Consider the following 22,976-nt stretch of genomic DNA (forward strand, 5'->3'; position numbering starts at 1 on the left):
GCCCCGTGATCAGTGGTGGTACCGGTGCGCCACCGCATGCCCCTTGCCGCGGCCGATCATCCACTTGTTGACCGGCGTGGTCACCACGAAGGCCAGCACCAGGGACGCGGCCAGCACGCCCCAGAACAGCGCGTCCGAGAGCTGGGCGTCCATGGCGCTCGGCCAGAGCACGATCACACCGTTGTCGATCAGCTCCATGACCGCGATGGAGAGCGTGTCGGCGGCCAGCGCGACCCGCAGCGCCGCCCCGAAGCCGACGCCCGCCGCCAGGACGCCGCGCACCGTCAGCGCATAGCCGAAGACGAAGGCCAGCACGATCGCCAGGACCGTCGTCGGGACGTTGTGCCAGCTCAGCGCCGTGCCGATCACCATGCCGAGGATCTCGCCGAGGGCACAGCCGGTCAGACAGTGCAGGGTCGCCCGCGCGGCCGGGGCCCAGCCGGCCCGGCCGGCGGCGGGGCGCGCGGCGGCCGGCGCACCGCCGCTGTGGCCCGGGCGACCGCCATGCTCCGGGGTGCCGCCCGGCGCACCGTGTGCGTCGGAGGCGGCTGCCCGGGGCCCCGGCCGTCTCATGGCCCGCGCAGCTCCTTGAGCCGGGCCACATCCGCGGCATGGCCCTCCTTGCCGCCCGGCGTCTCGACGACCAGCGGCACCCCGGCCGTCGCCGGATGGACAAACAGCTCGCCGAACGGCTCCGCACCGATGTGACCTGCGCCGATGTTCTCGTGCCTGTCCTTGTGGGCGCCGGCCACATCCTTGGAGTCATTGGCGTGGATCAGCTTCAGCCGGCCCTCGCCGGTCACCTCCACCAGCTCGTCCAACAGCGCCTTCATCCCGCCGGGCGCCGCCATGTCGTGCCCGGCGGCGAACGCATGGCAGGTGTCCAGGCAGATCCCCAGTTTGGGGTGCCGGTCCAGCGCGTCGAAATACGGACCGAGGTCCTCGGCCCGTGCACACAGCGACGCGCCCTGCCCGGCCGTCGGCTCCAGCAGCAGCCAGGGGTCGTCCGGCTCCGTCAGCTCATCGAGCAACGGCCGCATCCGCGCCCTGACCTGCGCCAACGCCTCCGCACGCGGCCGCCCGCCGGTCGCCGAGCCGGTGTGCACGACCACCCCGAGCGCACCGATCTCCCGGCCACGGCGCAGGGAGTGCCGCAGCGACGCCACGGACTTGTCGACGGTCGCCTCGGTGTGCGACCCGAAGTTGATCAGATACGGCGCATGGACATACGCCGGAATCCCCTGCTCGGCACAGGCGGCCCGGAACGCCTCGTCCTGCTCCGGGCTGCCGGGGACCGTCGCCCAGCCACGCGGATTGGCCACGAAGACCTGGACGACCTCATCGCCCATCTCACGGGCGTACGGGATACCGGTCTTCGCCAGACCGCCGGCCACCGGCACATGACCGCCGACCGGATTACGGACACGGGCGCGCTGCTCGGCGCCCTTGGGGGAGGGGGAGGTACTCACCCTCCCAGGGTGCCAGGTGCGCGACGGCCGCCGTCCGCCGGACGGCGGCCCCGCCGCATGGGAACGCTAGAGCGCGCCCTTGAGCTTGATGGTGATCGTGCCGCCCTTCGGCGCCTTCTTGCCGGCCTCCACGGACTGCGAGTCGACCTTGTCCTCCGGGAACAGCAGCGGCTTGTCCACCTCCACCTGGAAGCCCAGATCCGTCAGCTGCTTCTTGGCGTCCTCTTCGCTCTTGCCCGTGACATCCGGGACCGGGACCATCTCCGGGCCCTTGGACAGCGCCAGCGTGACCGTGTCGCCCTTGCCCAGCTGACGGCCCTCCACCGGCGACTGCCGGGCGACCGTGCCCTTGTCCTGCGTCGAGAAGACCGGCTCGTCGGCGAACCGCACCTTCAGGCCCGCCCCCCGCAGGGTCTCCACGGCGTCCGCGCGCTCGCTGCCGAGCACCCCCGGCACATCCACCGGGGTGCCCCGGCTGATGGTCAGCCCCACCGCCGTATCGGGCCGCCGCTTGCTGCCCGCGGCCGGGTCCGTACCGATCACCGAGCCCTTGGCGACCTCTTCGTTGAACTCCCGCTTCTCGGTGCCCGGGATCAGCCCGCGGTCCCGCAGCTTGCGCTTGGCGTCGGCGAGCGGGGTGCCCGACAGGTCCGGGACGGCGACGATCTCGGGGCCCCGGGAGACGGTGATCGTGACCGTGCCCGTACCCCGGATCCGCTTGCCGTTGGCCGGGTCCGTCTTCATGACATGGCCACGGTCCACATTCGAGCTGAAGCCGCGCACCACCTTCACGTCCAGACCCTCGTCATGCAGCGTCCGCTCGGCCTTGCCCTGCGGCATGTCCAGCACCGCCGGGACGGTGGTGAACTGGCCGGAGGTGATGTACCAGACGCCCGTACCGGCCCCGAGGAGCAGCAGCACCGCCGCGATGACGGTGGCGAGCTTGTGCCGCTGGAGCAGCCCGCCAGGGGGCGCCGCGGGCTCCCGCACCGGACGCAGCCGGGTCGTCTCCTCCGACGGCGGCACCTCCAGCCGGCTGGTGCGGTTCAGCTCCGCCTCGCCCGTCCCCGGCAGCGGCGGCTGCACGCCCTCGGGGCGGGGTATCACATCCGTACGCTCCGAACCGTCGCCCACCCCGCCGCCGAGGCCGCCCGCGGGCACCGCCCTGGCCTCCGGCGGCACGACATCCAGCTGGGCGTCGGTCAGCTGCGCGCGGGCCTCCTGCGCCCGGGACAGCAGCGCCACCGCGTCCTGCGGGCGCTGCTGCGGGTCACGGGCACAGGCCAGCGCGACCAGCGCGTCCAGCTGCGGCGCGAGACCGGGCACCAGCCCGGACGGCGGCAGCACGTCCTCGTGCAGGTGCTGGTAGAGGATCTGCGCCACGGAGCCGCCGTTGTGCGGCTTGCCGCCGGTGAGCATCTCGTAGAGCACCACACCACAGGCGTAGACATCGACCCGGGCGTCGGCGGTGCCGTGCTCCATCTGCTCGGGGGCGAGATAGGAGACGGTGCCCAGGACGGAGCCCGTCGAAGCGGTGGTGTGGGTGTCCACCGCACGCACCAGACCGAAGTCGGCGACCTTCACCCGGCCGTCGTCCCCGATCAGGACGTTCTCCGGCTTCATGTCACGGTGCACCAGACCGGCCCGGTGCGCGGCTCCCAGAGCCGCCAGAATCGGCTCCAGGACGTCCAGCGCGGCCCTCGGCTGCAGGGCGCCCCGCTCGCGCAGCACATCGCGCAGCGTGCAGCCCGCGACGTACTCCATCGCCAGATAGACGTACGTCCCGTCCGTGCCCTGGTCGAAGACGCCCACCACATTCGGATGCGACAGCCGCGCGACCGACTTCGCCTCACGGATGAAGCGGTCGACGAACGCGCCGTCCGTCGCCAGCGTCGGGTGCATCACCTTCAGCGCGAGCAGACGGTCCAGCCGGGTGTCCATGGCTTGGTAGACCGTGGCCATACCGCCCGCGGCGATGCGCGCCTGGACGCGGTAGCGGCCGTCGAGCAGCTGACCCACGAGGGGGTCCTGAAGGGTGGTATCCACGGCAGACGAGTCTATGGCCTATGGTCCGCCTCCCACGATTTCGGCCTCCCGCCGTGGGGGAGCAACGGCGGGAGACCCACACGGCGGGACGGACAAAAACGTGGGGCAAGGAGAAAACGTGGGAAGGCCCTCAAAAGGCCGGGCGCTCGGGGTCGAAGGCCGCCACGCCGTCCGTCGGTGAGGACGCCACCGCGAAGTGCCGCTGGGGGATGCGGCCCGCTCGGTGTGCCAGTCGGCCCGCTGTGACGGCGTGCCGCATGGCCGTTGCCATGCGTTCCGGTTCCTGGGCGCGGGTTACCGCGGAGGCCAGCATGACCGCTGCGCAGCCCAGTTCCATGGCCAGGGCGGCGTCGGAGGCGGTGCCGGCGCCCGCGTCGAGGATGACGGGGACGGTGGCCCGGTCGGTGATCAGCTGGAAGTTGTGGGGGTTGCGGATGCCCAGGCCGGAGCCGATGGGGGAGCCCAGGGGCATGATCGCGGCGCAGCCGACGTCCTCCAGTTTGCGGGCCAGCACCGGGTCGTCGTTCGTATAGGGCAGCACCGTGAAGCCGTCGTCCACGAGGGTCTCGGCGGCGTCGAGGAGCTCGATCGGGTCGGGCAGCAGGGTCCGCTCGTCGGCGACGACCTCCAGCTTGACCCAGTCCGTGCCGAGCGCCTCGCGGGCGAGCCGGGCGGTGAGCACCGCCTCGCCCGCGGTGAAGCAGCCCGCGGTGTTCGGCAGCACCCGGATCTTGTGGCGCTCCAGTACGGACAGCACCGAGCCGTGCACGGTCGGGTCCAGCCGCCGCATGGCGACCGTGGTCAGCTCCGTACCGGAGGCGAGCAGCGCCCGCTCCAGGACGTCGAGGCTGGGCGCACCACCGGTTCCCATGATCAGTCGGGACGCGAAGGTGGTGCCGGCGAGGGTGAACGGATCGTCGGTCATGTCTGCGGATCAGCCTCCCTGGACCGCGGTGAGCACCTCGACGCGGTCGCCGTCGCCGAGCGGGGTGGTGGGCCACTGGGTGCGCGGCACCACGGTTTCGTTGACCGCCGCGGCCACCCCGGCGGGCGCCTGGGACAGCGTCGCGACGAGCCGGTCGAGGGTGAGTCCGCCGGGGATCTCACGGGCCTCGCCGTTGACGGACACGGACACGGTGGACGCGCTCATGCACGGGCCTCGCTTCGTCGTGCGGGGGTGCCGTCGCCACCCGCGTACCTGTTCACCGTTCGCTGACTGCGCGCGTTCATACGGGCTGCTCCTCGGGGGCACGGGTGCGCGCCTGCCCCGGGGTGGCGGGGGAGAAGCGCGCGGGGGAGAAGGGGCGGGCCTCTTCGGGGAGGGTCCCGGTGGTCAGTACCTCGGCCATCGCGTCACCGGTGACCGGCGTCAGCAGCACGCCGTTGCGGAAGTGGCCGGTGGCCAGATGGAGGCCGGGCAGCCCGGTCGGCCCGAGCAGCGGCGCGTTGTCGGGGGAGGTGGGGCGCAGCCCGGCGCAGGTCTCGGCCAGCGGCAGCTCGGTGATGCCGGGGATCAGCTCATGGGCGTCCCGCAGCAGCTCGTAGACCCCGCCCGCGGTCACGGTGGTGTCCCAGCCCAGCTCCTCGCTGGTGGCGCCGACGACCAGTTCGCCGTTCTCCCGCGGCACCAGGTAGAGGGGGCCGCCGCGGACGACGGCCCGTACGGTGCGCGACAGGAAGGCGGGGCTGCCCGTGGGCACCTCCGGCAGCCGTAGCCGCAGTACTTGGCCCTTGACCGGCCGCACTGGCGGCAGCACCTCGTCGGGGACACCGGCGAGACGGCCGCTGTGGCTGCCCGTGGCCAGTACGACCTGGTCCGCCGACAGCCGGGTGCCGTCGGCGAGTTCGGCGCCCGTGGCGCGCCCGCCGTGGACCGTCAGCCGCGTCGCCGCGCTCCGGTGGAACGCCACTCCGGCGCGCTCACAGGCGGTCAGCAGGGCGCTCACCAGCCGCCGCGGATCGACCTGGTGGTCGCCGTCGACGCGCAGTCCGCCGCGCACGCCGGGGGCCAGCATCGGCTCCAGGCGGCGGCACTCGCGGCCGGTGAGCCACTGGGAGTCCAGCCCGGAGCGGGTCTGCAGGGCGTGCAGCTCGCGCAGATGGGCGCGGTCGTCGGCGTCCAGCGCGACGGCCAGGGTGCCGCACCGCCGGTAGCCGATCCGCTGCCCGGCGGCCTCCTCCAGCTCTTCGGTGAACCGGGGGTAGCGCTGCGCCGAGGCGAGATTGAGGCCCAGCAGGGTCTGCTCGCCGTAGTGGAGCTCGGTGACCGCGGCCAGCATCCCGGCCGCGACCAGGGCCGCGCCGCCACCGGGCGCGGGGTCGGCCAGTGCGACGGTCAGCCCGCGGCCGGCCGCCCGCCAGGCGGTGACCAGGCCGATGATGCCGCCCCCGAGGACGAGCACATCGGCACCCGGCGCGGGCGGCGGTCCCGTATGGGTGGCAGGTGGATGCATGGGCTTCCAGCCCCTCCCTTCGCCGGCATGACCCGGATCAGGTTCGTACGGTCGGAGGCCGGCCAGCCTCCCTCTCAGCCCGGTACGTCCGGGCTCCCGCGAGTGCGTGTATCCGTCAGCCTAATACGGGGCCGCGAGGCGTCGTAAGGCGCTGCCCGGGGCCCCGTCCGGGGAGGGCCGGCGGTGACGGTGTGTCAGAGATCTCCTTGCGTGCTGCTGCGAGCGGTGTCACGGACCGTCCTAGAGTGATCGGGTGAGCGAGCAGAGCAAGTCCTCCCAGGCCCCTGACCGCACGCCGCGCGTCGTGATCATCGGCGCGGGAATCGCGGGTGTGCAGACCGCGGTCGCCCTGCGCGAACAGGGCTGGCGCGGCGCGATCACGCTCCTCGGTGACGAGCCCCACCAGCCCTACGACCGGCCGCCGCTGTCCAAGGCGGTCCTGCTGGGCAAGGCCGAGGGCTCCACCTTCGACATCGACTTCGCCGCGCTCGACATCGAGCTCCGTCTGGGCCGCCCGGTCACCGCCCTGGTACCGGACGGCCGCCTCGTCGAGACGGCCGACGGCCCGGTCTCCTACGACTACGCGGTCCTCGCCACCGGTGCCGACCCGATCATGCTGCCCGGCAGTGAGGGCATGCCCGGCGTCCACCTGCTGCGCACCCTCGACGACGCCGAGCGGCTGCGCCCGGTGCTCGCCGCCCAGCACGAGATCGTGGTCGTCGGGGCCGGCTGGATCGGCGCCGAGTTCGCGACCGCGGCGCGGGAGGCGGGCTGCGCGGTCACCGTCGTCGAGGCCGCCGACCGCCCGCTGGCCGGTGCGCTGCCCGCCGAGGTGGCCGCCCATATGACCGGCTGGTACACGGACGCGGGCGCCGAGCTGCGCACCGGCGCCCGGGTCGCCTCCGTCACCGCGGGCGCGGTCACCCTCGCGGACGGCACCACCCTGCCCGCCGACGCGGTGGTCATCGGCATCGGCGCCCGCCCCGCGACCGCCTGGCTGGCCGGCTCGGGCGTCGAGATTTCCCCGCAGGACGGCGCCGTCCTCGCCGACGACCGGCTGCGCACCTCCGTGCCCGATGTCTACGCGGTCGGCGACTGCGCCTCCTTCCCCTCGGCCCGCTACGGCACCCGCCTGCTGATCCACCACTGGGACAACGCCCTCCAGGGCCCCCGTACGGTCGCCGAGAACATCGCCCGCGGCGACGCCGAAGGGCTGGTCTACGACCCCGTCCCGTACTTCTGGTCGGAGCAGTTCGGCCGCTTCGTGCAGTACGCGGGCCATCACGGGGACGCCGACGAGCTGGTCTGGCGCGGTGACCCGGCGGGGGCCGCCTGGTCGGTGATCTGGCTGCGGGACGGGCGGCTCGTCGCGCTGCTGGCCGTGGGGCGGCCACGGGACCTCGCCCAGGGGCGCAAGCTGATCGAGCGGGGCGTCGTACTGGACCGCGAGCGGGCCGCGAACGCGTCCGTACCGCTGAAGTCCGCGGCCGTGTAGCGCGCCGGGGCCGCCGGATGCCGGGCGGGCGCCGTCACCCTCCGGTGTGCAGGAAGGCCCTGATGGCGATGCCCGGCTACCGGCTGTCAGTGCGAGGTGGCAGGCTTGTCCTGTGACCGAGATTGACGCAAACATCGATGGACTCGTCCCCGCCTGGCTCACCCTCCCCGACATCGCCGAACAGCTCGGCGTCGAGGTGACGCGCGTCCGGCAGCTGGTCAAGGAGGGCCAGCTGATCGCGGTGCGCCGCGGCGAGAACAGGGCGCTGCATGTGCCCGCCGATTTCATCAAGGACGACAAGGTGGTCAAGGGCCTCGTCGGCACCCTCACCCTCCTCAAGGACGACGGCTTCACCGACGAGGAGATGCTGGAGTGGCTGTTCACCCCGGATGAGACCCTGCCCGGCACGCCTGCCCAGGCGCTGCGCGAGAATCGCGGCACGGAGGTGAAGCGCCGGGCCCAGGCGCTCGCCGTCTGACCCGCCCGGCGCGGCGCGCCCCCGTGAGGCAGCCGCACCCGCATCCGTAACCGCACCCGAGGGGCGTACGTGCCGGAAGGCCCGGCCGTACGCCCCCGACCTGGGGGAAAGCCGCCCGATGAGCACCGCACGACAGGCCCTGTCCGACGCCCGGCTCTATCTCTGCACGGATGCCCGTAAGCGCCAGGGCGATCTCCCGCAGTTCCTGGACGCGGTGCTCGCCTCGGGCGTGGACATCGTCCAGCTGCGCGACAAGGGCATGGAGGCCGGTGAGGAGCTCCGGCATCTGGAGGTCTTCGCGGACGCCTGCCGACGGCACGGCAAGCTGCTGGCGGTCAACGACCGGGCGGATGTCGCCCACGCGGCCGGCAGCGACGTGCTGCACCTGGGCCAGGGCGATCTGCCGGTCCCGGCCGCCCGCGCGATCCTCGGCCAGGAGGTCCTGATAGGCCGCTCCACCCATGCCGAGCCCGAGGTGGACGCCGCGCTCACCGAACCCGGTGTGGACTACTTCTGCACGGGCCCGTGCTGGCCCACGCCCACCAAGCCGGGCCGCCACGCCCCCGGTCTCGACCTGGTCCGCTACACCGCCGCCCGCGCCCCCGAGCGCCCCTGGTTCGCGATCGGCGGGATCGACGCCGGAAATCTGGACGAGGTGCTGCGGGCCGGCGCCCGACGGGTCGTCGTCGTCCGCGCGCTCACCGAGGCGGACGACCCCGGAGCAGCGGCCGCCGCCCTGGCCAAGCGCCTCCGGAGCCAGGACGCCTAAGGGCTGTCCGGCGTGAGCGGGATCACTTCGCGGCGACGGCTTGCGGACGGGCGAAGGTTTTCCGTCGGCGGGGCGGCCGGAAGATGTCCAACCGGTGGACACGAACCCGACCAACCAGGCATTACGCCGAAGACGGTTGGTGTGCGCCCCGCTGCTGGTTAACCTGCCGGTATGGCCCTAGGTACAGCTTCCACCAGGACTGATCGTGCGCACACGGTGCGCGAACTGCTCGCCTCCGGCAAGCAGTCCTATTCGTTCGAGTTCGCCGCTCCGAAGACCGAGAAGGGTGAGCGGACCCTGTGGAACGCCATTCGCCGGATCGAGGCCGTCGCCCCGACCTTTGTCTCCGTGACGTACGGCGCAGGCGGCACCTCCCGTGACGGCACGGTGCGCGCCACCGAGCGCATCGCCACCGACACCACCCTGACCCCGGTCGCCCATCTGACCGCGGTCAACCACTCCACGGCGGATCTGCGCAACATCATCGGCCAGTACGCCGACGCCGGGATCCGCAATATGCTCGCGCTGCGCGGCGATCCGCCCGGCGACCCGATGGGCGAGTGGGTCAAGCACCCGGACGGCATCGGCTACGCCGCCGATCTGGTCCGGCTGATCAAGGAGTCCGGCGACTTCTGCGTCGGCGTCGCCGCCTTCCCCGAGATGCATCCGCGCTCGACGGACTGGGACACCGATGTGGCACACTTCGTCGCCAAGTGCCGGGCCGGTGCGGACTTCGCCATCACCCAGATGTTCTTCTATCCGGAGGACTACTTCCGGCTCCGGGACCGGGTCACGGCGGCGGGTTGCTCCACGCCGATCATTCCGGAGATCATGCCGGTGACGAACGTGCGCCAGATCGAACGGTTCGCTCAGCTCAGCAACGCGGCGTTCCCGCCCGAGCTGGCGGAGCGCATCCTGGCCGTCAAGGACGACCCCGCGGCGGTACGCTCCATTGGGATCGAGTACGCAACGGAACTGTGCGCACGCTTGATGGCCGAGGATGTTCCCGGGTTGCACTTCATTACCCTGAACCACTCCACGGCGACCCTGGAAATCTACGAAAATCTGGGGCTGCATCAGCAGTCCTGATCACGGCTGGCCGGCAGGCGGCGGAAGAGGGGCGTATATGGGCTGGACGATCCTCTACATCGCATTCGGTCTGGTCGCCCTGTGGCTGCTCGGTGAGGTACTGCTCCAGTACAAGGCGCGGCTGCGCTGGCGGCTGCTCGCCTTCACCGGCTTCCTCGGTGTGGTCATCGGCGTGATCATCCCCTCGGTGATCGTGATAGGGCTGGGCCTGATCGCCTTCGCCATCGGGCAGACGCAGGTCACGCTCTCCTTCCGCCGCGGCTTCACCACCGGCTGGGCGCTGGGCGGCAAGCCCGGCGAGAGCCGGCGCCGCCGGGGCCGCCCGTCGGGCCCGCCGCCCGCCGAACCGACCCTGCAGGTCTCCGGCGTGGAGGCGGTACCGCCCTCCGACGGCGCCGGCCCGGCCGCCGACGGGGGCCCGGACACCTTCGAGAGCACCGGCGGCTTCATGAGCCGGGACGCTTTCGCCGCGCAGGAAACCATGGTCGGTGGGAACGCTTTCGCCGCGCAGGAAACCATGGTTGGCCAGAACGCCTTCACCGCGCAGGAGACCTTCAGCGGGCAGGGCTCCTACGGTGGGCCGGGCTACGACTACAACGCCGACGACGGCTACGGGCGCCAGGACCCCTATCCGCCGCAGCAGGACCAGGACGCCTACGCCACCCAGCCGTTCGCCGTTCAGGACGACTACGGACGGGCCGACGGCGCCGCCGTCTACGCCCCGCAGCCGATGCCCGACGAGACCGGCCAGTACGGCATCTACAGCTCCGATGCCCGCGGCCGCCAGACCGGCTATGACTACGACGCCTACAACGGCGCCGCCGGTAACGGGAACAGCGACGGCAGCGGCAACGGCTATGCGTACGACGGGAGTTACGGGCAGGGCCCTGCCGCCCAGGATGCCTATGCCGCCGACCCCTACGCGGCGTACGGCGACAACCCGGGCCAGGGCGGGCAGCTGCCCTACCCCGACCCGTACCTCGGCACCCAGCAGTACGCCGCGCCCTACGACCCGTACGAGCAGCCCGACCCGTACGCCCAACCCCCCTACGCCGCGCAGCAGTACGACAGCCAGGGGCAGCCGCTCGGCCAGTACGGCCAGGGCCAGTACCCGGGCCAGGGCTACGGGGAGACCCCGCCCGGCGGCGTCTGGGTCCCCCAGCAGCGCGACGCCGAACTCCCGCCCGAGCAGCAGCCCTATCCGCCGTACCAGCAGCCGGGGTACGACGGGCAGCAGTATCGCTACTGAGTCAGCCGTGGCTCAGGTGGAGCCCTGCCAGTCGTCGCCGTTCACGATCAGGCCCGCGACGATCGCGCCGGACATGCCGGCGTGGGCCGGGCCGCCGCCCGGGTGGGACCAGCCGCCGACCGCGTAGAGCCCCGGTATCCGGGTGCGGTTGGCGGGCCGCAGGAACCGGCCCTCCTGGCCTGCCAGCGCCGGTCCCGGCACCAGTGCGTCGTCCGCCGGCGGCAGCACCTCGCGCCACAGCACCCGCTCCCGCAGCCCGGGAACCGCGGCCTCGGCCCTCTCGGTCATCCGCTCCGCGGCGGCTGCCACGGCCGCTCCGTCCTGCCAGTCGACCGCGCCGGGCGGAGCCACCGTCGCGGTCAGGGTCACCGCCTCATGGGCGTCGTCCGGCCGGGTGGCCGGGTCGTCCGGGCGCAGTACCGTCACCGTGGGCCGGTCGCAGGGGGTTCGTGGCCCGGACCCGTCGCCGAACACGCCCGCCAGCTCGGCCGCGCGGTCCGGGGCATGGACCACGGTCCGATGCGCGGCGTCCCCGGGGCGCGGGCCGCGCAGCGCGAGGCAGACCGTGAGCCGTCCGGTGGCGCGGTCGTCCGGCCCGGGGGCGGGGCGGACGTCGTCCGCTCCCCAGGGCTCCCGCCCGCGGCAGAGCTCCACGAGCCGCACCGGATCGACGCCCGCGACCACGAACTCGGCCTCGGACACCCGGCCGTCGGCCAGCTCCACGCCCGCCGCCCGGCCGTCCTTCTCCACGATCCCGGTCACCGCCGTGCCGAAACTGAACTCCACCTTGCGCTCCACACAGCGCTCGTACAGCGCGTCGGCCAGCGCCCGCATCCCGCCGCGCGGATACCAACTCCCGAAGGTCTGCTCCATATACGGCAGCACGACGGCGCTCGCCGGGGCGCTGCGCGGATCGAAGCCGTACGCCAGCGCATGGCTCTCCAGCAGCGCGATCAGCCGGGGATCGGCCAGCTCACGGCGGGCCACCTCGGCGAGGGTGGCGGTCGTGGGGCCCTTGCCCCGGCCGAACAGGCCGCGCCTGCGCACCGCCGGATACGGATCGCGCCCCAGCACCTGCCAGTCCGGCCACAGCGGCTCCTCCAGGAGCGGCCTGCGAGTGGCGTCCCAGGCCTCGCGGGCGCGGACCAGCAGCTCGCTCCAGCGCTCCCCGGAGCCCGCGCCCAGCGCCTCGTCCAGGGCGGCCAGCACACCGGCCCGTGAGGCGTTCGGCAGCGAGACGGCCGTGCCGTCGGCGAAGACATGGCGGGCCGCGGGGTCGACCTGGGACAGCTCGATGCGGCTCTCCAGCGGCTCCCGCCCCGTCTTGAGGAACAGATCGCGGTAGACGGCCGGCAGATGCAGCAGTCCGGGCCCCGTGTCGAAGGCGAAGCCGTCCCGTGCCAGCTGCCGCAGCGCGCCGCCATGCGTCGCGCCGCGCTCGAACACCGCCACCCGGTGGCCCGCGACGGCCAGCCGGGCAGCGGCCGCCATCGCGCCCATCCCGGCGCCGATCACCGCAATCCGTGCCATGCCTGCGACTTTATCCGGACCCACTGACAACGCCCGCACGGCCGCCGGAGGACCGGTCCCGGCAGCGCCCTCGGTGACCGCCGGGAGCCCGCCGTCAGGTCACCGGAGGCGCCGCACCGCGCGCCGCCGCAGGCCGCTTCTCCGCGCGCCGCTGCCGCCGCCGCTGGAGGAATCCGCGGATCCGCGACCACAGGAAGATCACCACCGCGATCCCCGCGGCCAGCAGCGTCCCCGCGATGACCGCCGCGGCCACCGGATGGAACACGGCGAAGGCGATGAGCCCCGCGACGCCCAGATCCTCGGCCAGGCTCAGCACGATGTTGCTGGCCGGCTCCGGCGAGGTGTTGACCGCGATCCGCGTGCCCGCCTTGACCAGATGGCTCAGCAGCGCCGTGGAGCCGCCCACGGCGCCCGCCGCCAGCTCGGGCAGCGAACCGTTGTGGCCGGCCAGCAGCGCCGCCACCACGCCGCCGGCGACCGGCCGGATCACCGTGTGCGCGGCGTCCCAGACCGAGTCCACGTACGGGACCTTGTCGGCGACGGCCTCGGCCACGAACAGCACCCCGGCCACGATCAGCACATCCGGGCGCTGCAGCGCCGCGGGCACCTCATCGGTCACGCCGGTCGCGCCGAGCAGACCGAAGAGCAGGACGACGGCGTAGGCGTTGATCCCGCTCGCCCAGCCACTGGTGAACACCAAGGGAAGTACGGACACGCGCAGATCGTAGGCCCCCACTGGGGGCCGGTGCTCAGCTTTGAGTATCCGTACTCAGACGCCGAGATGAGTAGGTACGCGGATGGGCCGGAGCCCGCCCGGACGGAAAAGTAGGGGTCACGGAAGGGAAGCGGCGCCGCACCGCCGACACGGGGCGGCGGAGCGGCGCGGCTCCCGGACGTGACGGGGGAACACGGGGGAGTACGGGGGAAGCGCCGTCCTGGTCGGATCGATGGGGGAACGATCCGTGCCAGGGCGGCGCACTTTTTTGCGCGGGACCACGGGGGAAGAAAGGGTGCGCGCCGTTCCTGACCACTACGGCGTGCACCCTCTTTCCGGTTCCGGGTCCCCTCCCGTCACTGTGTGGGCCGGCCGCTGATCCGCCCCTGGAGCAGCCGCGACAGCGCCGCGTGCACCTCGTCGATCGACCGGTCCGGCTGGTACGACTGCCAGTCCAGGGCGGCCACCAGGACCATCCCGAACAACGCCGAGGCGGTCAGCGGGATATCGATCTCCTCGCTCAGCTCCTCACGGGCGACCGCCTCCCGCAGCACGTCCTCCACTACCGTGATGGCCCGCTCCCGCACCACCATCAGGGTCGACTGCCAGGCCCGGTTGGTGCGCCACAGCTCGGCGACGTAGAGCTGGGTGAGCGCCGGGTAACGGGAGATGAAGTCCAGCCCGGCCCGGATCATCGCGTCCAGCGCGTCGATCCGGCTGCCGCCCCGGTCGGCCACCTCCTCCGCGGCCGCCTGAAGGGACGTGGCCAGCATCTCGATGCCGTGCCGCAGCAGCTCTTCGAAGAGCACGTTCTTGCTCGCGAAGTTGTAGTAGACGGTGCCCTTCGCGACACCCGCCCGCTCGGCGATCTCGTCCACCGTGGTGGAGGAGAAGCCCTGTTCGGCGATGAGCGTGACCGCGGCCTCGAAGAGCTTGCGCCGGGTGGCGTCGCGGCGTGTATTGGAGCTGTCCATGGGGGCGATTGTGCCGCCCCGGACGGGTGCCCGCTCACAGGCTCAGCTCCGGATGCAGGTCCTTCATCCGCGCCACCTGGCGGCCCGCCGCCCCGTGCGCGCACCCCACCCCTCGTTCCGCAAGGGGACGTGCGGAACCCGCTCCCGCGAACCCACCGGCAAGGCCGCCCCCTTTCTGACGAAAGTGCAGGTCAACGCCGATTGTCAGTGGTGTACGTCACGATGGGCTCATCCGGTCCGAATCGGCATTCGGGCCCGAACCGTCATGCGACGACAGGAGGTTCGTCATGGCAGCTCGTCCCGACAGGGGCAGCTCCGCTGCGTACGGTCCCCCGAGCGATGTCCACCCCGTCCTGCGGCGGGCGGCCGCACCACCCGCCGCACTCGCCCTGCTCGCCCAGGCCCAGCAGGGCCTCGATGAGGCACAGACCCTCGAAACCCCCAACGAGCGTTTCGCCACGGCCCATCTGGCCGCGCTGCGCACCGCCGCCGCCGTCCTCGCCGTCCGCGGCCGGCCGGAGACCACCGTGCGCCGCAGGCAGCGTATTCGCAGCGCCTGGGAAGTGCTGCCCGAGGTCGCACCCGAACTGGCAGAGTGGAGCGCCCTGTTCGCCGCCGGCGCCGCCCGTCGCGCGAAGGCCGAGGCCGGTATAGCCGGCGCGGCCGGCCGCCGTGACGCCGACGATCTCCTGCGTGACGCCGCCCTGTTCCTGCGCCTGGTGGAGCGGATGCTGCTCCTCCAGCCCTCGCTACCGCCCCAGCGGGCCGGGTGAGCAGCGACTGAGGCCGGGGGCTGAGGCCGGGGCTGAGGGGCCGGAGGAGGCGGAGGAGGGGGAGCGGGGTGGGGTGGGGCGGGGGCCCCGGGGGGAAGGAGGGAAGGGAAAGCAGCGGCACTCGCCCCCCCACGGCTCCGCCACCGCCCCTCCCTGCCCCGCCCCACTGCCACCGCCCCGCCCCACCGCCACATCGGCCCCGCCCCCTCCGCAGGCGGCGGACGGAGTGGGACGGCGTGGGACGGAATAGGGTGGAGGGCGCCTAGACGTTCATGCCCCCGCCGAGGAGCCACCCGCCGTGTCTGACCCGCTGCGCCCGCGCGCATCCCTTCGTACCGCCGTGGTCTGGGAGGTCCTCAAGGACGCCCTGGAGCGCCGGGTCAAGGCCACCGGCCGCGACGCCCTGGACGTCCTCGACACCGGCGGCGGCACCGGCAACTTCGCCGTACCGGTCGCCCGCCTCGGCCATCGCGTCACGGTCGTCGACCCCAGCCCCAACGCCCTCTTCGCCCTGGAACGCCGCGCCGCGGAGGCAGGCGTCGCCGACCGGGTACGCGCGGTCCAGGGCGACGCCCACGGCCTGTTCGACGTCGTCGAGCGCGGCGGCTATGACGCTGTGCTCTGCCACGGCGTGCTGGAGTACGTAGACGACCCGGCCGAGGGCGTCCGCAACGCCGTCGACGCGCTGCGCCCGGCCGGCACCCTCAGCCTGCTCGCGGCAGGTCTGGGCGGCGCCGTCCTCGCACGCGCCCTGGCGGGCCACTTCAACGAGGCCCGCCAGGCCCTCACCGACCCGGCCGGACGCTGGGGCGAGGGTGACCCGGTGCCGCGCCGCTTCACCGCCGACCAGCTCACCGAGCTGGTGTCCGCCACCGGCCTGGAGGTCGGCGCGGTACACGGCGTACGGGTCTTCGCCGACCTGGTCCCCGGGGTGCTGGTCGACACCGAGCCGGGCGCCATGGAGGCCCTGCTGAAGCTTGAGGCGGCCGCCGCCGAGCAGCCCGCCTTCCACTCCGTGGCCACCCAGCTGCATGTCCTCGCGGAGCGCGACTGACCCACGCGGCTCACATGACTACCGCGTGCAGTCGGCCACAGACCACCCGATCAGCCCCTTCGCCCCGTATGATCGGGGTACGACGTTCCGGCATGACGGATAGGCGGGTGGGGAATGCAGGCAGCATCACCACCGGTCGCCGTGGCGGCCCGGACAGTGAACTGGCGTCGAGGGGCGGGTTTCACGGGGGCGATTCCCTGCCTATCCTGAAAGGGTCGCACCCGGTCGCCCCCCGCGACCGACGAGTAGGAGGACTCCGTGCCGCTCTCGGAGCACGAGCAGCGCATGCTCGAGCAAATGGAGCGAGCGCTGTACGCCGAAGATCCCAAGTTCGCGACAGCGCTTGAGGGAAGCGGGCTGCGTACGTACACCCGGCGACGGGTCTACCAAGCGGTCGCGGGCTTCCTGGTGGGTATCGCCCTGCTCATGGCCGGCATGGTCGCGCAGCAGATCTGGATCAGTGTGGTGGGCTTCCTCGTCATGCTCGGCTGCGCCGTGCTGGCGGTCACCGGCTGGCGCAAGGCTCCCAAGCCGGGAGAGCAGCAGTCCGGTGCCGGTTCCGGAGGCGGTGTGGGTGCCCCGGCGCGTCGTCAGGCCAGGCAGCGGCGCTCGATGATGAACCGTATCGAGGACCGCTGGCAGCGACGCAGGGACGAACAACAGGGCCACTGAGCCCCTGCCCCTGAACGACGACGGAGCGCCACTGAGCGACGACGGAGCCCGGTTTTCGCCGCCGCTGTTCGCTGTCTCCGGCCCGCAGTTCGTCCTCCGGCGGGTCCGTTGGATCTCGTTTGATTTCCGCCCCTCGGTACGTCATCGCGTTCTCCGGTGGCGCCGGAAGACCTCATGTGCTGGGGCCGCCCGATCCTTTCGGGCGGCCCCAGCACTTTTTGGCGTGCCGTCTTTTGGCGTGTGGTCAGGCCCGTCGCGGGCCCGGCCGGAGGGCGGCCAGTGCGCGCCGGGCCGCGGCCACCGGGCGGCTGGTGCGGCACCGGAGCAGCAGTGCCGAGCAGCGGGCCGACCAGGCCCAGCGGAGCCGTGCCGCGGAGCGCGGGGCGAGCTGGGCACGTATCCGCAGACCACGGCTTGCGCCCGCGCGCAACCCGGCCCGTACCTGCTGTACGTCCGGGGCGAGGCCGGACACCGGCTGGGGGTGCGGGGCGTACAGCACCTGCTCGACCGCCGCCGCGACGCGGCGGGCGGCCGCGGCGGGCTCCGGTTGCAGATCTCCGAGGCGGATGATGCGCGCGGCGGCCTTGCGCGGGGTCAGCGACTCGTCCGGGAGGATCCCGAAGTCCCAGGCGGTGTCCAGCAGCTCCCGCCAGGCGGCGAGGGTGCCCGCCGTGGGGTCGTCGCCGTCCGGGTCCGCCAGGCGTATGGCGCGTATGCGTCTGCGCCACAGGAGTGGGCCCACGGGCAGCAGCAGCACGAGCGGCACGGCTGGCGCCATGGCGACGATCGTCCACGGGAACGAGCCGTCGTCCGGTGGGCGGGCGCCGGACTCCTCGTGCGGGGAGACACAGGCCGAACCGGAGCCGGACCGCCGCTCGTCGGGGCCACAGGACGGCGCCGCCGACGGGCCGTCCGAGGGGGCCGTGGACCGGGAGGGCTCGGGGGCCGCCGGGCTGCCCGGGTCGCGGGTGTCCGGGGTGTCGGGGTACGCGTAGTCCGGGATGCTGCCGCGGCTCGGGGTGGGTTCGAAGCGGGTCCAGCCGATGCCCTGGAAGTACAGCTCAGGCCAGGCGTGTGCGTCCCTGAGATTCACCGACGTCGTGCCGTCGGCCTTCTTGGTGCCGGGGGTGAACCCGACCGCCACCCGGGCCGGGATTCCCAGCGTCCGGGCCATCGCCGCCATCGAGAACGAGAAGTGGACGCAGAAGCCCTCCTTCTGCCGCAGGAACCGCGCGATGGCCTCGGAACCGCTGCCGGCCCGGACCGCCGTGTTGTAGCTGAAGCCGCCGTTGAGCGCGAACCAGTCCTGCAGTTTGACGGCCTTGGCGTAGGTGGTCGGGGCGCCGCGAGTGACCCGGAGCGCGGTGCTCCGTACCACCGGGGGCAGTGAGCGGGGGACCTTGGTGTACTCGCGCAGCAGATCGGCGGGGGGCGCCGGGGCGGCGGCCAGCTGCCGGGAGGTGGGCCGCACCTGCAGGCTCTCTACCTGGTACTGGAGGCCGTGGGTGTTCTGTCCGCGGTCCCCGACGAGCGTGCGGCCCTCGGGCTCGAAGCGCCAGCGCCCGGAGATGTCGACCTTGGACGCCGGGTAGGGGAGCGGCAGCCAGTTCTGGGCGTACCACTCGGCGGTCGAGACCGAGGTGTTGACCCGGGTGAGGTCGACCGCGGGGCTGAGGCCGGGTGGGTCGGGCAGCCGCTCGGGGACGTCCGTGACCGTGCGCTCGGACGGCTTCCAGGTCGTGCCGTCGAACTGGTCGAGGGCGACGATCCGCAGATACAGGTCGCGGGTGTCGGTGGCGGTCGTGCGGTAGTTGAGGACCTCCCGGTCCTCGGGCTGGTTGAGGCTGTCCTGGAGCGACACCAGGGGGTTCACCGCGGAGATCGTGCCGCCTCCGCCACCGGGCCCCGAACCGCTGCCGGAAGTACCGAACAGCCCGCCGCCGAGGGAGGGCAGCAGGGCGGGCACCACCAGGGCGATCCCGAGGACCAGCGCGCCGATCCGGCGGCCCGTACGGACCGGGGCCAGGGCAGGGCCGCCGAGGGCGGCGAATCCGCCGGCGCGGTCCGGCCGGTCCGCCCCGGTGTCCCCGCGGAACACCCGGCCCCACTGGGAGAGCCGGTCCCGGCCCTCGGCCAGCAGGAGCAGCAGATAGCCGGCCGCCGCGATCAGGAACCGCAGCCAGCCCGCGCCGCCCTGGGACAGCCCCGCCGCCACCGAGTAGAGCGCGAGCAGCGGCAGACCGGCGGGGGCGGCGCTGCGGTACGTCACCGCCAGCGCGTCCACGATCAGGCCGATCACCAGCACACCGGCGATCAGCAGCAGCCGGATGCCGGGGGTGACGGGGGCGGGGGTGGCGTACCGGCCCACGTCCCGTACACCGGTCTCCACCAGCCTGCCGAATTCCGAGAGGGCGTCCGGGCCCGGCAGCAGGCCGAGGATCGCCTCGGCCGGGGTGAAGAGCAGGGTCAGCAGCATCACGCCGACCAGGAGCTGGACGCCGATGATCAGCGGTCCGGCCAGCGGAACCCGGCGGGCGGCCGCGCCCACTCCCGTCACGAGGGCGAGCAGGACCGCCGCCTGGATCAGCCAGCTGATCGGCTCCACCAGCGGCAGCAGCGCACCGGCGGCACACAGCGTGGCCACCGCCGCACACACCGCCAGCCGCGCCCGGCCGCTCATGACCGCCCTCCCGCCACCGGCTCCGGGGCGCCCGTACGGTCCGCCGCCGCGCGCCACAGGGCGGCGAGGGTGTCCCCGGGCAGCACCGGGAGCGCCGTCCAGCCGGCCTGCCGCAGCAGCCGCAGGCGTTCGGCCACCGGGACCTGGCCGTCGGAGAATCTGATGCCGCCGGGGCCCTGCGTCCAGGCGTCGCCGTCCAGGACGAAGGCGACGGCCGCGCCGCTGCGCTGCCGCATCCGCCCGGCGACCGCCGCCTGCTCCTCGTCCAGATCGCCGAAGAAGCCGACCAGCAGTCCTTCGTTGCCGCCGCGCAGGACGTCGTACGCCGCCGACAGGCCCCGCTCCGCGGAGTGCTCCACGACGGCGAGGGTGTCCAGCAGCAGCCCGGCGGCGTCGGCGGAGTCGGTGCCGCCGGCGAAGCTGCCGGCACCGTCGGGGCGCGGCACCGAGCTGCCGGTGTCGGTCAGCAGCCGCACCGAGAAGCCGCGCTCCAGCAGATGCACCGCGGTGGAGGCGGCGCCCGCCACCGCCCATTCGAAGGCCGAGTCGGGGCCGGCGCCCGGGTGGGCGGTCTCGCGGGTGTCGAGCAGGACCGTGCAGCGCGCCTTCTGCGGCTGCTCCTCCCTGCGGACCATCAGTTCGCCATGGCGCGCGGTGGAGCGCCAGTGGACGCGGCGCAGATCGTCGCCGTGCCGGTAGCCGCGCGGAATGACGTCGTCCTCCCCGGCCAGTGCCGGTGAGTGCTGCCGCCCCTCGCCGTACCCGGCGGCCTCGCCCATCTGCCGTACGGCCGGGAGCGGTTCGACCCGCGGCACGACCGTCAGGGTGTCGGAGGCAGTGAACGAGCGGGTCAGCTCGCACATTCCGAACGGGTCCGAGAGCCGCAGCTCAAGCGGCCCCAGCGGATAGCGTCCGCGCAGGTCGGAGCGGACCCGGTAGGAGACCTCGCGGCGGCCGCCGGCCTCGACCCGGTCCAGGATGAAGCGCGGCCGGGGACCGAGCACGTACGGCACCCGGTCCTGGAGCATCAGCACACCCGTCGGCAGCCGGGAGATGTTCTCCATCCGCAGCCGCACCCGGGATTCGGTGGTGGCGGGCACCCGGGCGGGGGCGAGCGTACGGGTGCCCGCGACGCGGTAGCGGGTGCGGTGCAGCACCGCGACGCACACCAGCGGGAGGGCGGCGAGCAGCAGACCGACCCGCAGCAGATCCGCCTGCCCCAGGAGGTAGGAGCACACCGCGGCGGCCACCCCGGCAGCCAGGAACGACCTGCCCCGGGTCGTCAGCCCCCCGAGAGCGGCCCGCAGCCCGTCCCGCTCCGGAGCGCCCTCGCTCCCCCCACCGGACATCACAACCCCCGTACGCCGGGCGGCCGCTGGCCGGGCGTCCGCCACGGCTGTGCGGACGGTTCGGGGACCGGGACGCGCTGGAGGATCTCCAGCACGATCTGCTCGGCCGTACGGCGGTTCAACTGGGCCTGGGCCGTGGGCAGCAGCCGGTGTGCGAGCACCGGCACGGCCAGCGACTGGACATCGTCCGGGAGGGTGTACTCCCGCCCCTGGAGCGCGGCCGCGGCCTTGGCGGCGCGCAGCAGATGCAGGGTCGCCCGCGGTGAGGCGCCGAGCCGCAGCTCGGGGTGGCTGCGGGTGGCCACCACCAGATCGACGGTGTATCTGCGCACCGTGTCGGCGACATGGACCGTCCGCACCGCGTCGATCAGCTTCACGATGTCGTGGGCGTGCGCGACCGGCTGGAGGTCGTCGAGGGGCGAGGCGCCGCCGTGCACATCCAGCATCTGCAGCTCGGCCGCCGGGCTGGGGTAGCCGATCGACACCCGCGCCATGAAACGGTCCCGCTGCGCCTCGGGGAGCGGGTAGGTGCCCTCCATCTCCACCGGGTTCTGGGTGGCGACCACCATGAAGGGCTCGGGCAGCTCGTAGGTCTGCCCGTCCATCGTCACCTGGCGCTCCTCCATGGACTCCAGGAGCGCCGACTGGGTCTTGGGCGAGGCGCGGTTGATCTCGTCGCCGATCACGATCTGGGAGAAGATCGCGCCGGGCTTGAACTCGAAGTCCCGCCGCTGCTGGTCGAAGATGCTGACGCCGGTGATGTCGGAGGGCAGCAGATCGGGCGTGAACTGGATGCGCCGCACCGAGCAGTCGATGGAGCGGGCCAGCGCCTTGGCGAGCATGGTCTTGCCGACGCCGGGCACATCCTCGATGAGCAGATGTCCCTCGGCCAGCAGCACGGTCAGCGCGAGCCGTACGACCTCCGGCTTGCCCTCGATCACTTCCTCCACCGACCGGTGAATCCGCTCCGCGGTGGCGATCAGATCTCCCCCTGCGCTCGGCTCCTCCCCCACCCTCGGTTCCGCTCGGGCGGGGGGACCCCCATGCGCCGGGGGAGCCCCAAGGCTCGCTCGTTCGTCATACGCCGTCACTCGGCCCTCCTCGGCCCCGTATCACGGGCCGATGCCCCCTCTGCGGACCCGGCCCACCCCGAACATGCGCGTCGCACCCGGCCGGGGCCGGGACGACGGCATCTACGCATTCTTGCTGCCCGCGCGGCTTCGCGTCATGACCTGTGGATAACTCACAAGGTTATTGCCCGGCCTTCCCGGCGAACCCGGCGTTCCGGGCACGCCCGGAGACCGGGCAGACGGGGCGGGGTCAGCGCTGCGGGTCGATCTCCCGCAGCAGACCGGTCGTCACGTCGAAGACGAAGCCGCGGACATCGTCGGTGTGCAGGAGGAAGGGAGAGGTGCGCACCCGCTGCATGGACTGCCGGACGTCCTCGTCGAGGTCCTTGAACGCCTCGACCGCCCAGGTGGGACGCTGTCCGACCTCGGCCGCCAGGTCGTGGCGGAAGTCCTCGGTCAGGCTGAGCAGACCGCACCCGGTGTGGTGGATGAGGACGACGGAGCGGGTGCCGAGGGCGCGCTGGCTGATCGTCAGGGACCGGATGATGTCGTCGGTGACGACGCCGCCGGCGTTGCGGATGGTGTGGCAGTCGCCGAGTTCGAGGCCGAGGGCGGCATGCAGATCGATCCGGGCGTCCATACAGGACACGACGGCGACCTTGCGGACCGGCCGGGCATCCATCCCGGGGTCTCGGAAGTCGGCGGCGTAGCGCTTGTTCGCCTCGACAAGACTGTCGGTGACCGTGTCACCGGTACGGACGGTGGCTCCGTCGGCGGAGGGGGGCAGCGGCTGCGACGCAGGTATGGACATGGTTTCACCGTAATCGGCGCCGGTCGTTTCGGCTGCATGAGAGGTCGGGCATAGGGGTCATCGTCACTCCTTGTGAGGTAACCCACAGGTCCGTCCGTCCCGCCGCCGTCCGGGTGAGAAGCCCGCGGCGACGGCGGCGGGAAAGCCGCCGCAGGACGCGCGGAACCAGTTGATTGACCGGGGCAGCCGGTGGACTAAAGTGGCGCGAAGTGGGAGGCGTGACGCTCTCCTTGGATACCGGATTCCTCGCGTGCGCGCACCGTACGTACGGCTCGGCCTCCTCCCGCTCCCATGGTCTTC

The 22,976-nt window shown here is 72.9% G+C and carries 21 protein-coding genes and 1 riboswitch; of the genes, 8 read left to right on the forward strand and 13 right to left on the reverse strand.

Going from position 1 to position 22,976, the window contains the following annotated elements; all coding sequences use genetic code 11:
• Positions 1-9 precede the first annotated feature (9 nt).
• The 6 genes from STRTU_RS26450 to thiO form a co-directional block, all read right to left on the reverse strand.
• The gene (locus STRTU_RS26450; RefSeq protein WP_159746528.1) at positions 10-573 is read right to left on the reverse strand and encodes a DUF4396 domain-containing protein; all 564 of its coding nucleotides are present in this window, start codon (positions 571-573) and stop codon (positions 10-12) included.
• Positions 570-1,469, reverse strand: a complete 900-nt coding sequence (locus STRTU_RS26455; RefSeq protein WP_159746529.1) for a deoxyribonuclease IV — start codon at positions 1,467-1,469, stop codon at positions 570-572. Before STRTU_RS26455 ends, STRTU_RS26450 begins: the two co-directional genes overlap by 4 nt.
• Positions 1,470-1,535: 66 nt before the next feature.
• Positions 1,536-3,515 (reverse strand): Stk1 family PASTA domain-containing Ser/Thr kinase, encoded by a 1,980-nt coding sequence (gene pknB, locus STRTU_RS26460; protein WP_246241260.1) that lies wholly within the window; start codon positions 3,513-3,515, stop codon positions 1,536-1,538.
• A gap of 130 nt (positions 3,516-3,645) precedes the next feature.
• Positions 3,646-4,440: a thiazole synthase gene (locus STRTU_RS26465; protein WP_159746530.1), complete on the reverse strand. Its 795-nt coding sequence runs from the start codon at positions 4,438-4,440 to the stop codon at positions 3,646-3,648.
• A gap of 9 nt (positions 4,441-4,449) precedes the next feature.
• Positions 4,450-4,665 carry a sulfur carrier protein ThiS gene (gene thiS / locus STRTU_RS26470; protein WP_042161997.1) on the reverse strand — a complete coding sequence of 72 codons (216 nt, stop codon included), beginning with the start codon at positions 4,663-4,665 and terminating at the stop codon, positions 4,450-4,452.
• Positions 4,666-4,741: 76 nt separating this feature from the next.
• Positions 4,742-5,968, reverse strand: coding sequence for a glycine oxidase ThiO (thiO, locus tag STRTU_RS26475; protein WP_174878929.1), 1,227 nt, complete (start codon positions 5,966-5,968; stop codon positions 4,742-4,744).
• Positions 5,966-6,078, reverse strand: a riboswitch (TPP riboswitch). Its footprint overlaps the gene before it by 3 nt.
• Before the next feature lie 143 nt (positions 6,079-6,221).
• Between thiO and STRTU_RS26480 the strand changes: the two genes are divergently transcribed.
• The 5 genes from STRTU_RS26480 (at position 6,222) to STRTU_RS26500 (ending at position 11,048) form a co-directional block, all read left to right on the forward strand.
• On the forward strand, positions 6,222-7,463 hold the full coding sequence (locus STRTU_RS26480) for an NAD(P)/FAD-dependent oxidoreductase (RefSeq protein WP_159746531.1): 1,242 nt from the start codon (positions 6,222-6,224) through the stop codon (positions 7,461-7,463).
• A 112-nt stretch (positions 7,464-7,575) separates the two neighbouring features.
• Complete coding sequence (locus tag STRTU_RS26485) at positions 7,576-7,941, forward strand: Rv2175c family DNA-binding protein (RefSeq protein WP_042162000.1); 366 nt, start codon at positions 7,576-7,578, stop codon at positions 7,939-7,941.
• A 118-nt stretch (positions 7,942-8,059) separates the two neighbouring features.
• Entirely contained in the window at positions 8,060-8,710 is a 651-nt protein-coding gene (thiE, locus tag STRTU_RS26490; RefSeq protein ID WP_159746532.1) for a thiamine phosphate synthase, read from the forward strand.
• A 171-nt stretch (positions 8,711-8,881) separates the two neighbouring features.
• Entirely contained in the window at positions 8,882-9,799 is a 918-nt protein-coding gene (metF, locus tag STRTU_RS26495) for a methylenetetrahydrofolate reductase [NAD(P)H] (RefSeq protein ID WP_159746533.1), read from the forward strand.
• 37 nt (positions 9,800-9,836) lie between these two features.
• Positions 9,837-11,048, forward strand: a complete 1,212-nt coding sequence (locus STRTU_RS26500) for a hypothetical protein (RefSeq protein WP_159746534.1) — start codon at positions 9,837-9,839, stop codon at positions 11,046-11,048.
• A gap of 12 nt (positions 11,049-11,060) precedes the next feature.
• Here STRTU_RS26500 and STRTU_RS26505 read toward each other — a convergent pair whose 3' ends face one another.
• From STRTU_RS26505 to STRTU_RS26515, 3 genes are all read right to left on the reverse strand, one after another.
• Positions 11,061-12,578, reverse strand: coding sequence for a phytoene desaturase family protein (locus STRTU_RS26505; protein ID WP_159746535.1), 1,518 nt, complete (start codon positions 12,576-12,578; stop codon positions 11,061-11,063).
• Between the two features lie 94 nt (positions 12,579-12,672).
• Positions 12,673-13,293, reverse strand: coding sequence for a DUF4126 domain-containing protein (locus tag STRTU_RS26510; protein WP_159746536.1), 621 nt, complete (start codon positions 13,291-13,293; stop codon positions 12,673-12,675).
• Between the two features lie 356 nt (positions 13,294-13,649).
• Positions 13,650-14,267: a TetR/AcrR family transcriptional regulator gene (locus STRTU_RS26515; RefSeq protein WP_159746537.1), complete on the reverse strand. Its 618-nt coding sequence runs from the start codon at positions 14,265-14,267 to the stop codon at positions 13,650-13,652.
• A 287-nt stretch (positions 14,268-14,554) separates the two neighbouring features.
• On the opposite strand from STRTU_RS26515, the gene STRTU_RS26520 reads away from it, so the two are divergent.
• The 3 genes from STRTU_RS26520 to STRTU_RS26530 all read left to right on the forward strand — a co-directional run bounded on the left by STRTU_RS26520 (position 14,555) and on the right by STRTU_RS26530 (position 16,766).
• Positions 14,555-15,040 carry an SAV_6107 family HEPN domain-containing protein gene (locus STRTU_RS26520; protein ID WP_159746538.1) on the forward strand — a complete coding sequence of 162 codons (486 nt, stop codon included), beginning with the start codon at positions 14,555-14,557 and terminating at the stop codon, positions 15,038-15,040.
• 298 nt (positions 15,041-15,338) lie between these two features.
• Positions 15,339-16,094, forward strand: a complete 756-nt coding sequence (locus STRTU_RS26525) for a methyltransferase (protein WP_159746539.1) — start codon at positions 15,339-15,341, stop codon at positions 16,092-16,094.
• A 258-nt stretch (positions 16,095-16,352) separates the two neighbouring features.
• Entirely contained in the window at positions 16,353-16,766 is a 414-nt protein-coding gene (locus tag STRTU_RS26530) for a DUF3040 domain-containing protein (RefSeq protein ID WP_030085829.1), read from the forward strand.
• Positions 16,767-17,010: 244 nt separating this feature from the next.
• Here STRTU_RS26530 and STRTU_RS26535 read toward each other — a convergent pair whose 3' ends face one another.
• The 4 genes from STRTU_RS26535 to STRTU_RS26550 form a co-directional block, all read right to left on the reverse strand.
• Entirely contained in the window at positions 17,011-19,446 is a 2,436-nt protein-coding gene (locus STRTU_RS26535; RefSeq protein WP_159746540.1) for a transglutaminase TgpA family protein, read from the reverse strand.
• Positions 19,443-20,795, reverse strand: a complete 1,353-nt coding sequence (locus STRTU_RS26540; protein ID WP_159746541.1) for a DUF58 domain-containing protein — start codon at positions 20,793-20,795, stop codon at positions 19,443-19,445. The genes STRTU_RS26535 and STRTU_RS26540 overlap by 4 nt, the downstream gene beginning before the upstream one ends.
• Positions 20,795-21,886 carry an AAA family ATPase gene (locus STRTU_RS26545; RefSeq protein ID WP_371873659.1) on the reverse strand — a complete coding sequence of 364 codons (1,092 nt, stop codon included), beginning with the start codon at positions 21,884-21,886 and terminating at the stop codon, positions 20,795-20,797. Before STRTU_RS26545 ends, STRTU_RS26540 begins: the two co-directional genes overlap by 1 nt.
• Positions 21,887-22,115: 229 nt before the next feature.
• Positions 22,116-22,676, reverse strand: coding sequence for a beta-class carbonic anhydrase (locus STRTU_RS26550; protein ID WP_159746543.1), 561 nt, complete (start codon positions 22,674-22,676; stop codon positions 22,116-22,118).
• Positions 22,677-22,976: the final 300 nt, after the last annotated feature.

This window comes from Streptomyces tubercidicus (assembly GCF_027497495.1).
Taxonomy (GTDB): domain Bacteria; phylum Actinomycetota; class Actinomycetes; order Streptomycetales; family Streptomycetaceae; genus Streptomyces; species Streptomyces tubercidicus.

Excerpts from the sequence above, each read along its gene's own strand:
- STRTU_RS26450 (WP_159746528.1), bottom strand. The coding sequence starts at position 573 with ATGAGACGGCCGGGGCCCCGGGCAGCCGCCTCCGACGCACACGGTGCG.
- STRTU_RS26465 (WP_159746530.1), bottom strand. The coding sequence starts at position 4,440 with ATGACCGACGATCCGTTCACCCTCGCCGGCACCACCTTCGCGTCCCGA.
- thiS (WP_042161997.1), bottom strand. The coding sequence starts at position 4,665 with ATGAGCGCGTCCACCGTGTCCGTGTCCGTCAACGGCGAGGCCCGTGAG.
- thiO (WP_174878929.1), bottom strand. The coding sequence starts at position 5,968 with ATGCATCCACCTGCCACCCATACGGGACCGCCGCCCGCGCCGGGTGCC.
- thiE (WP_159746532.1), top strand. The coding sequence starts at position 8,060 with ATGAGCACCGCACGACAGGCCCTGTCCGACGCCCGGCTCTATCTCTGC.
- metF (WP_159746533.1), top strand. The coding sequence starts at position 8,882 with ATGGCCCTAGGTACAGCTTCCACCAGGACTGATCGTGCGCACACGGTG.
- STRTU_RS26500 (WP_159746534.1), top strand. The coding sequence starts at position 9,837 with ATGGGCTGGACGATCCTCTACATCGCATTCGGTCTGGTCGCCCTGTGG.
- STRTU_RS26505 (WP_159746535.1), bottom strand. The coding sequence starts at position 12,578 with ATGGCACGGATTGCGGTGATCGGCGCCGGGATGGGCGCGATGGCGGCC.
- STRTU_RS26515 (WP_159746537.1), bottom strand. The coding sequence starts at position 14,267 with ATGGACAGCTCCAATACACGCCGCGACGCCACCCGGCGCAAGCTCTTC.
- STRTU_RS26520 (WP_159746538.1), top strand. The coding sequence starts at position 14,555 with ATGGCAGCTCGTCCCGACAGGGGCAGCTCCGCTGCGTACGGTCCCCCG.
- STRTU_RS26535 (WP_159746540.1), bottom strand. The coding sequence starts at position 19,446 with ATGAGCGGCCGGGCGCGGCTGGCGGTGTGTGCGGCGGTGGCCACGCTG.
- STRTU_RS26540 (WP_159746541.1), bottom strand. The coding sequence starts at position 20,795 with ATGTCCGGTGGGGGGAGCGAGGGCGCTCCGGAGCGGGACGGGCTGCGG.
- STRTU_RS26550 (WP_159746543.1), bottom strand. The coding sequence starts at position 22,676 with ATGTCCATACCTGCGTCGCAGCCGCTGCCCCCCTCCGCCGACGGAGCC.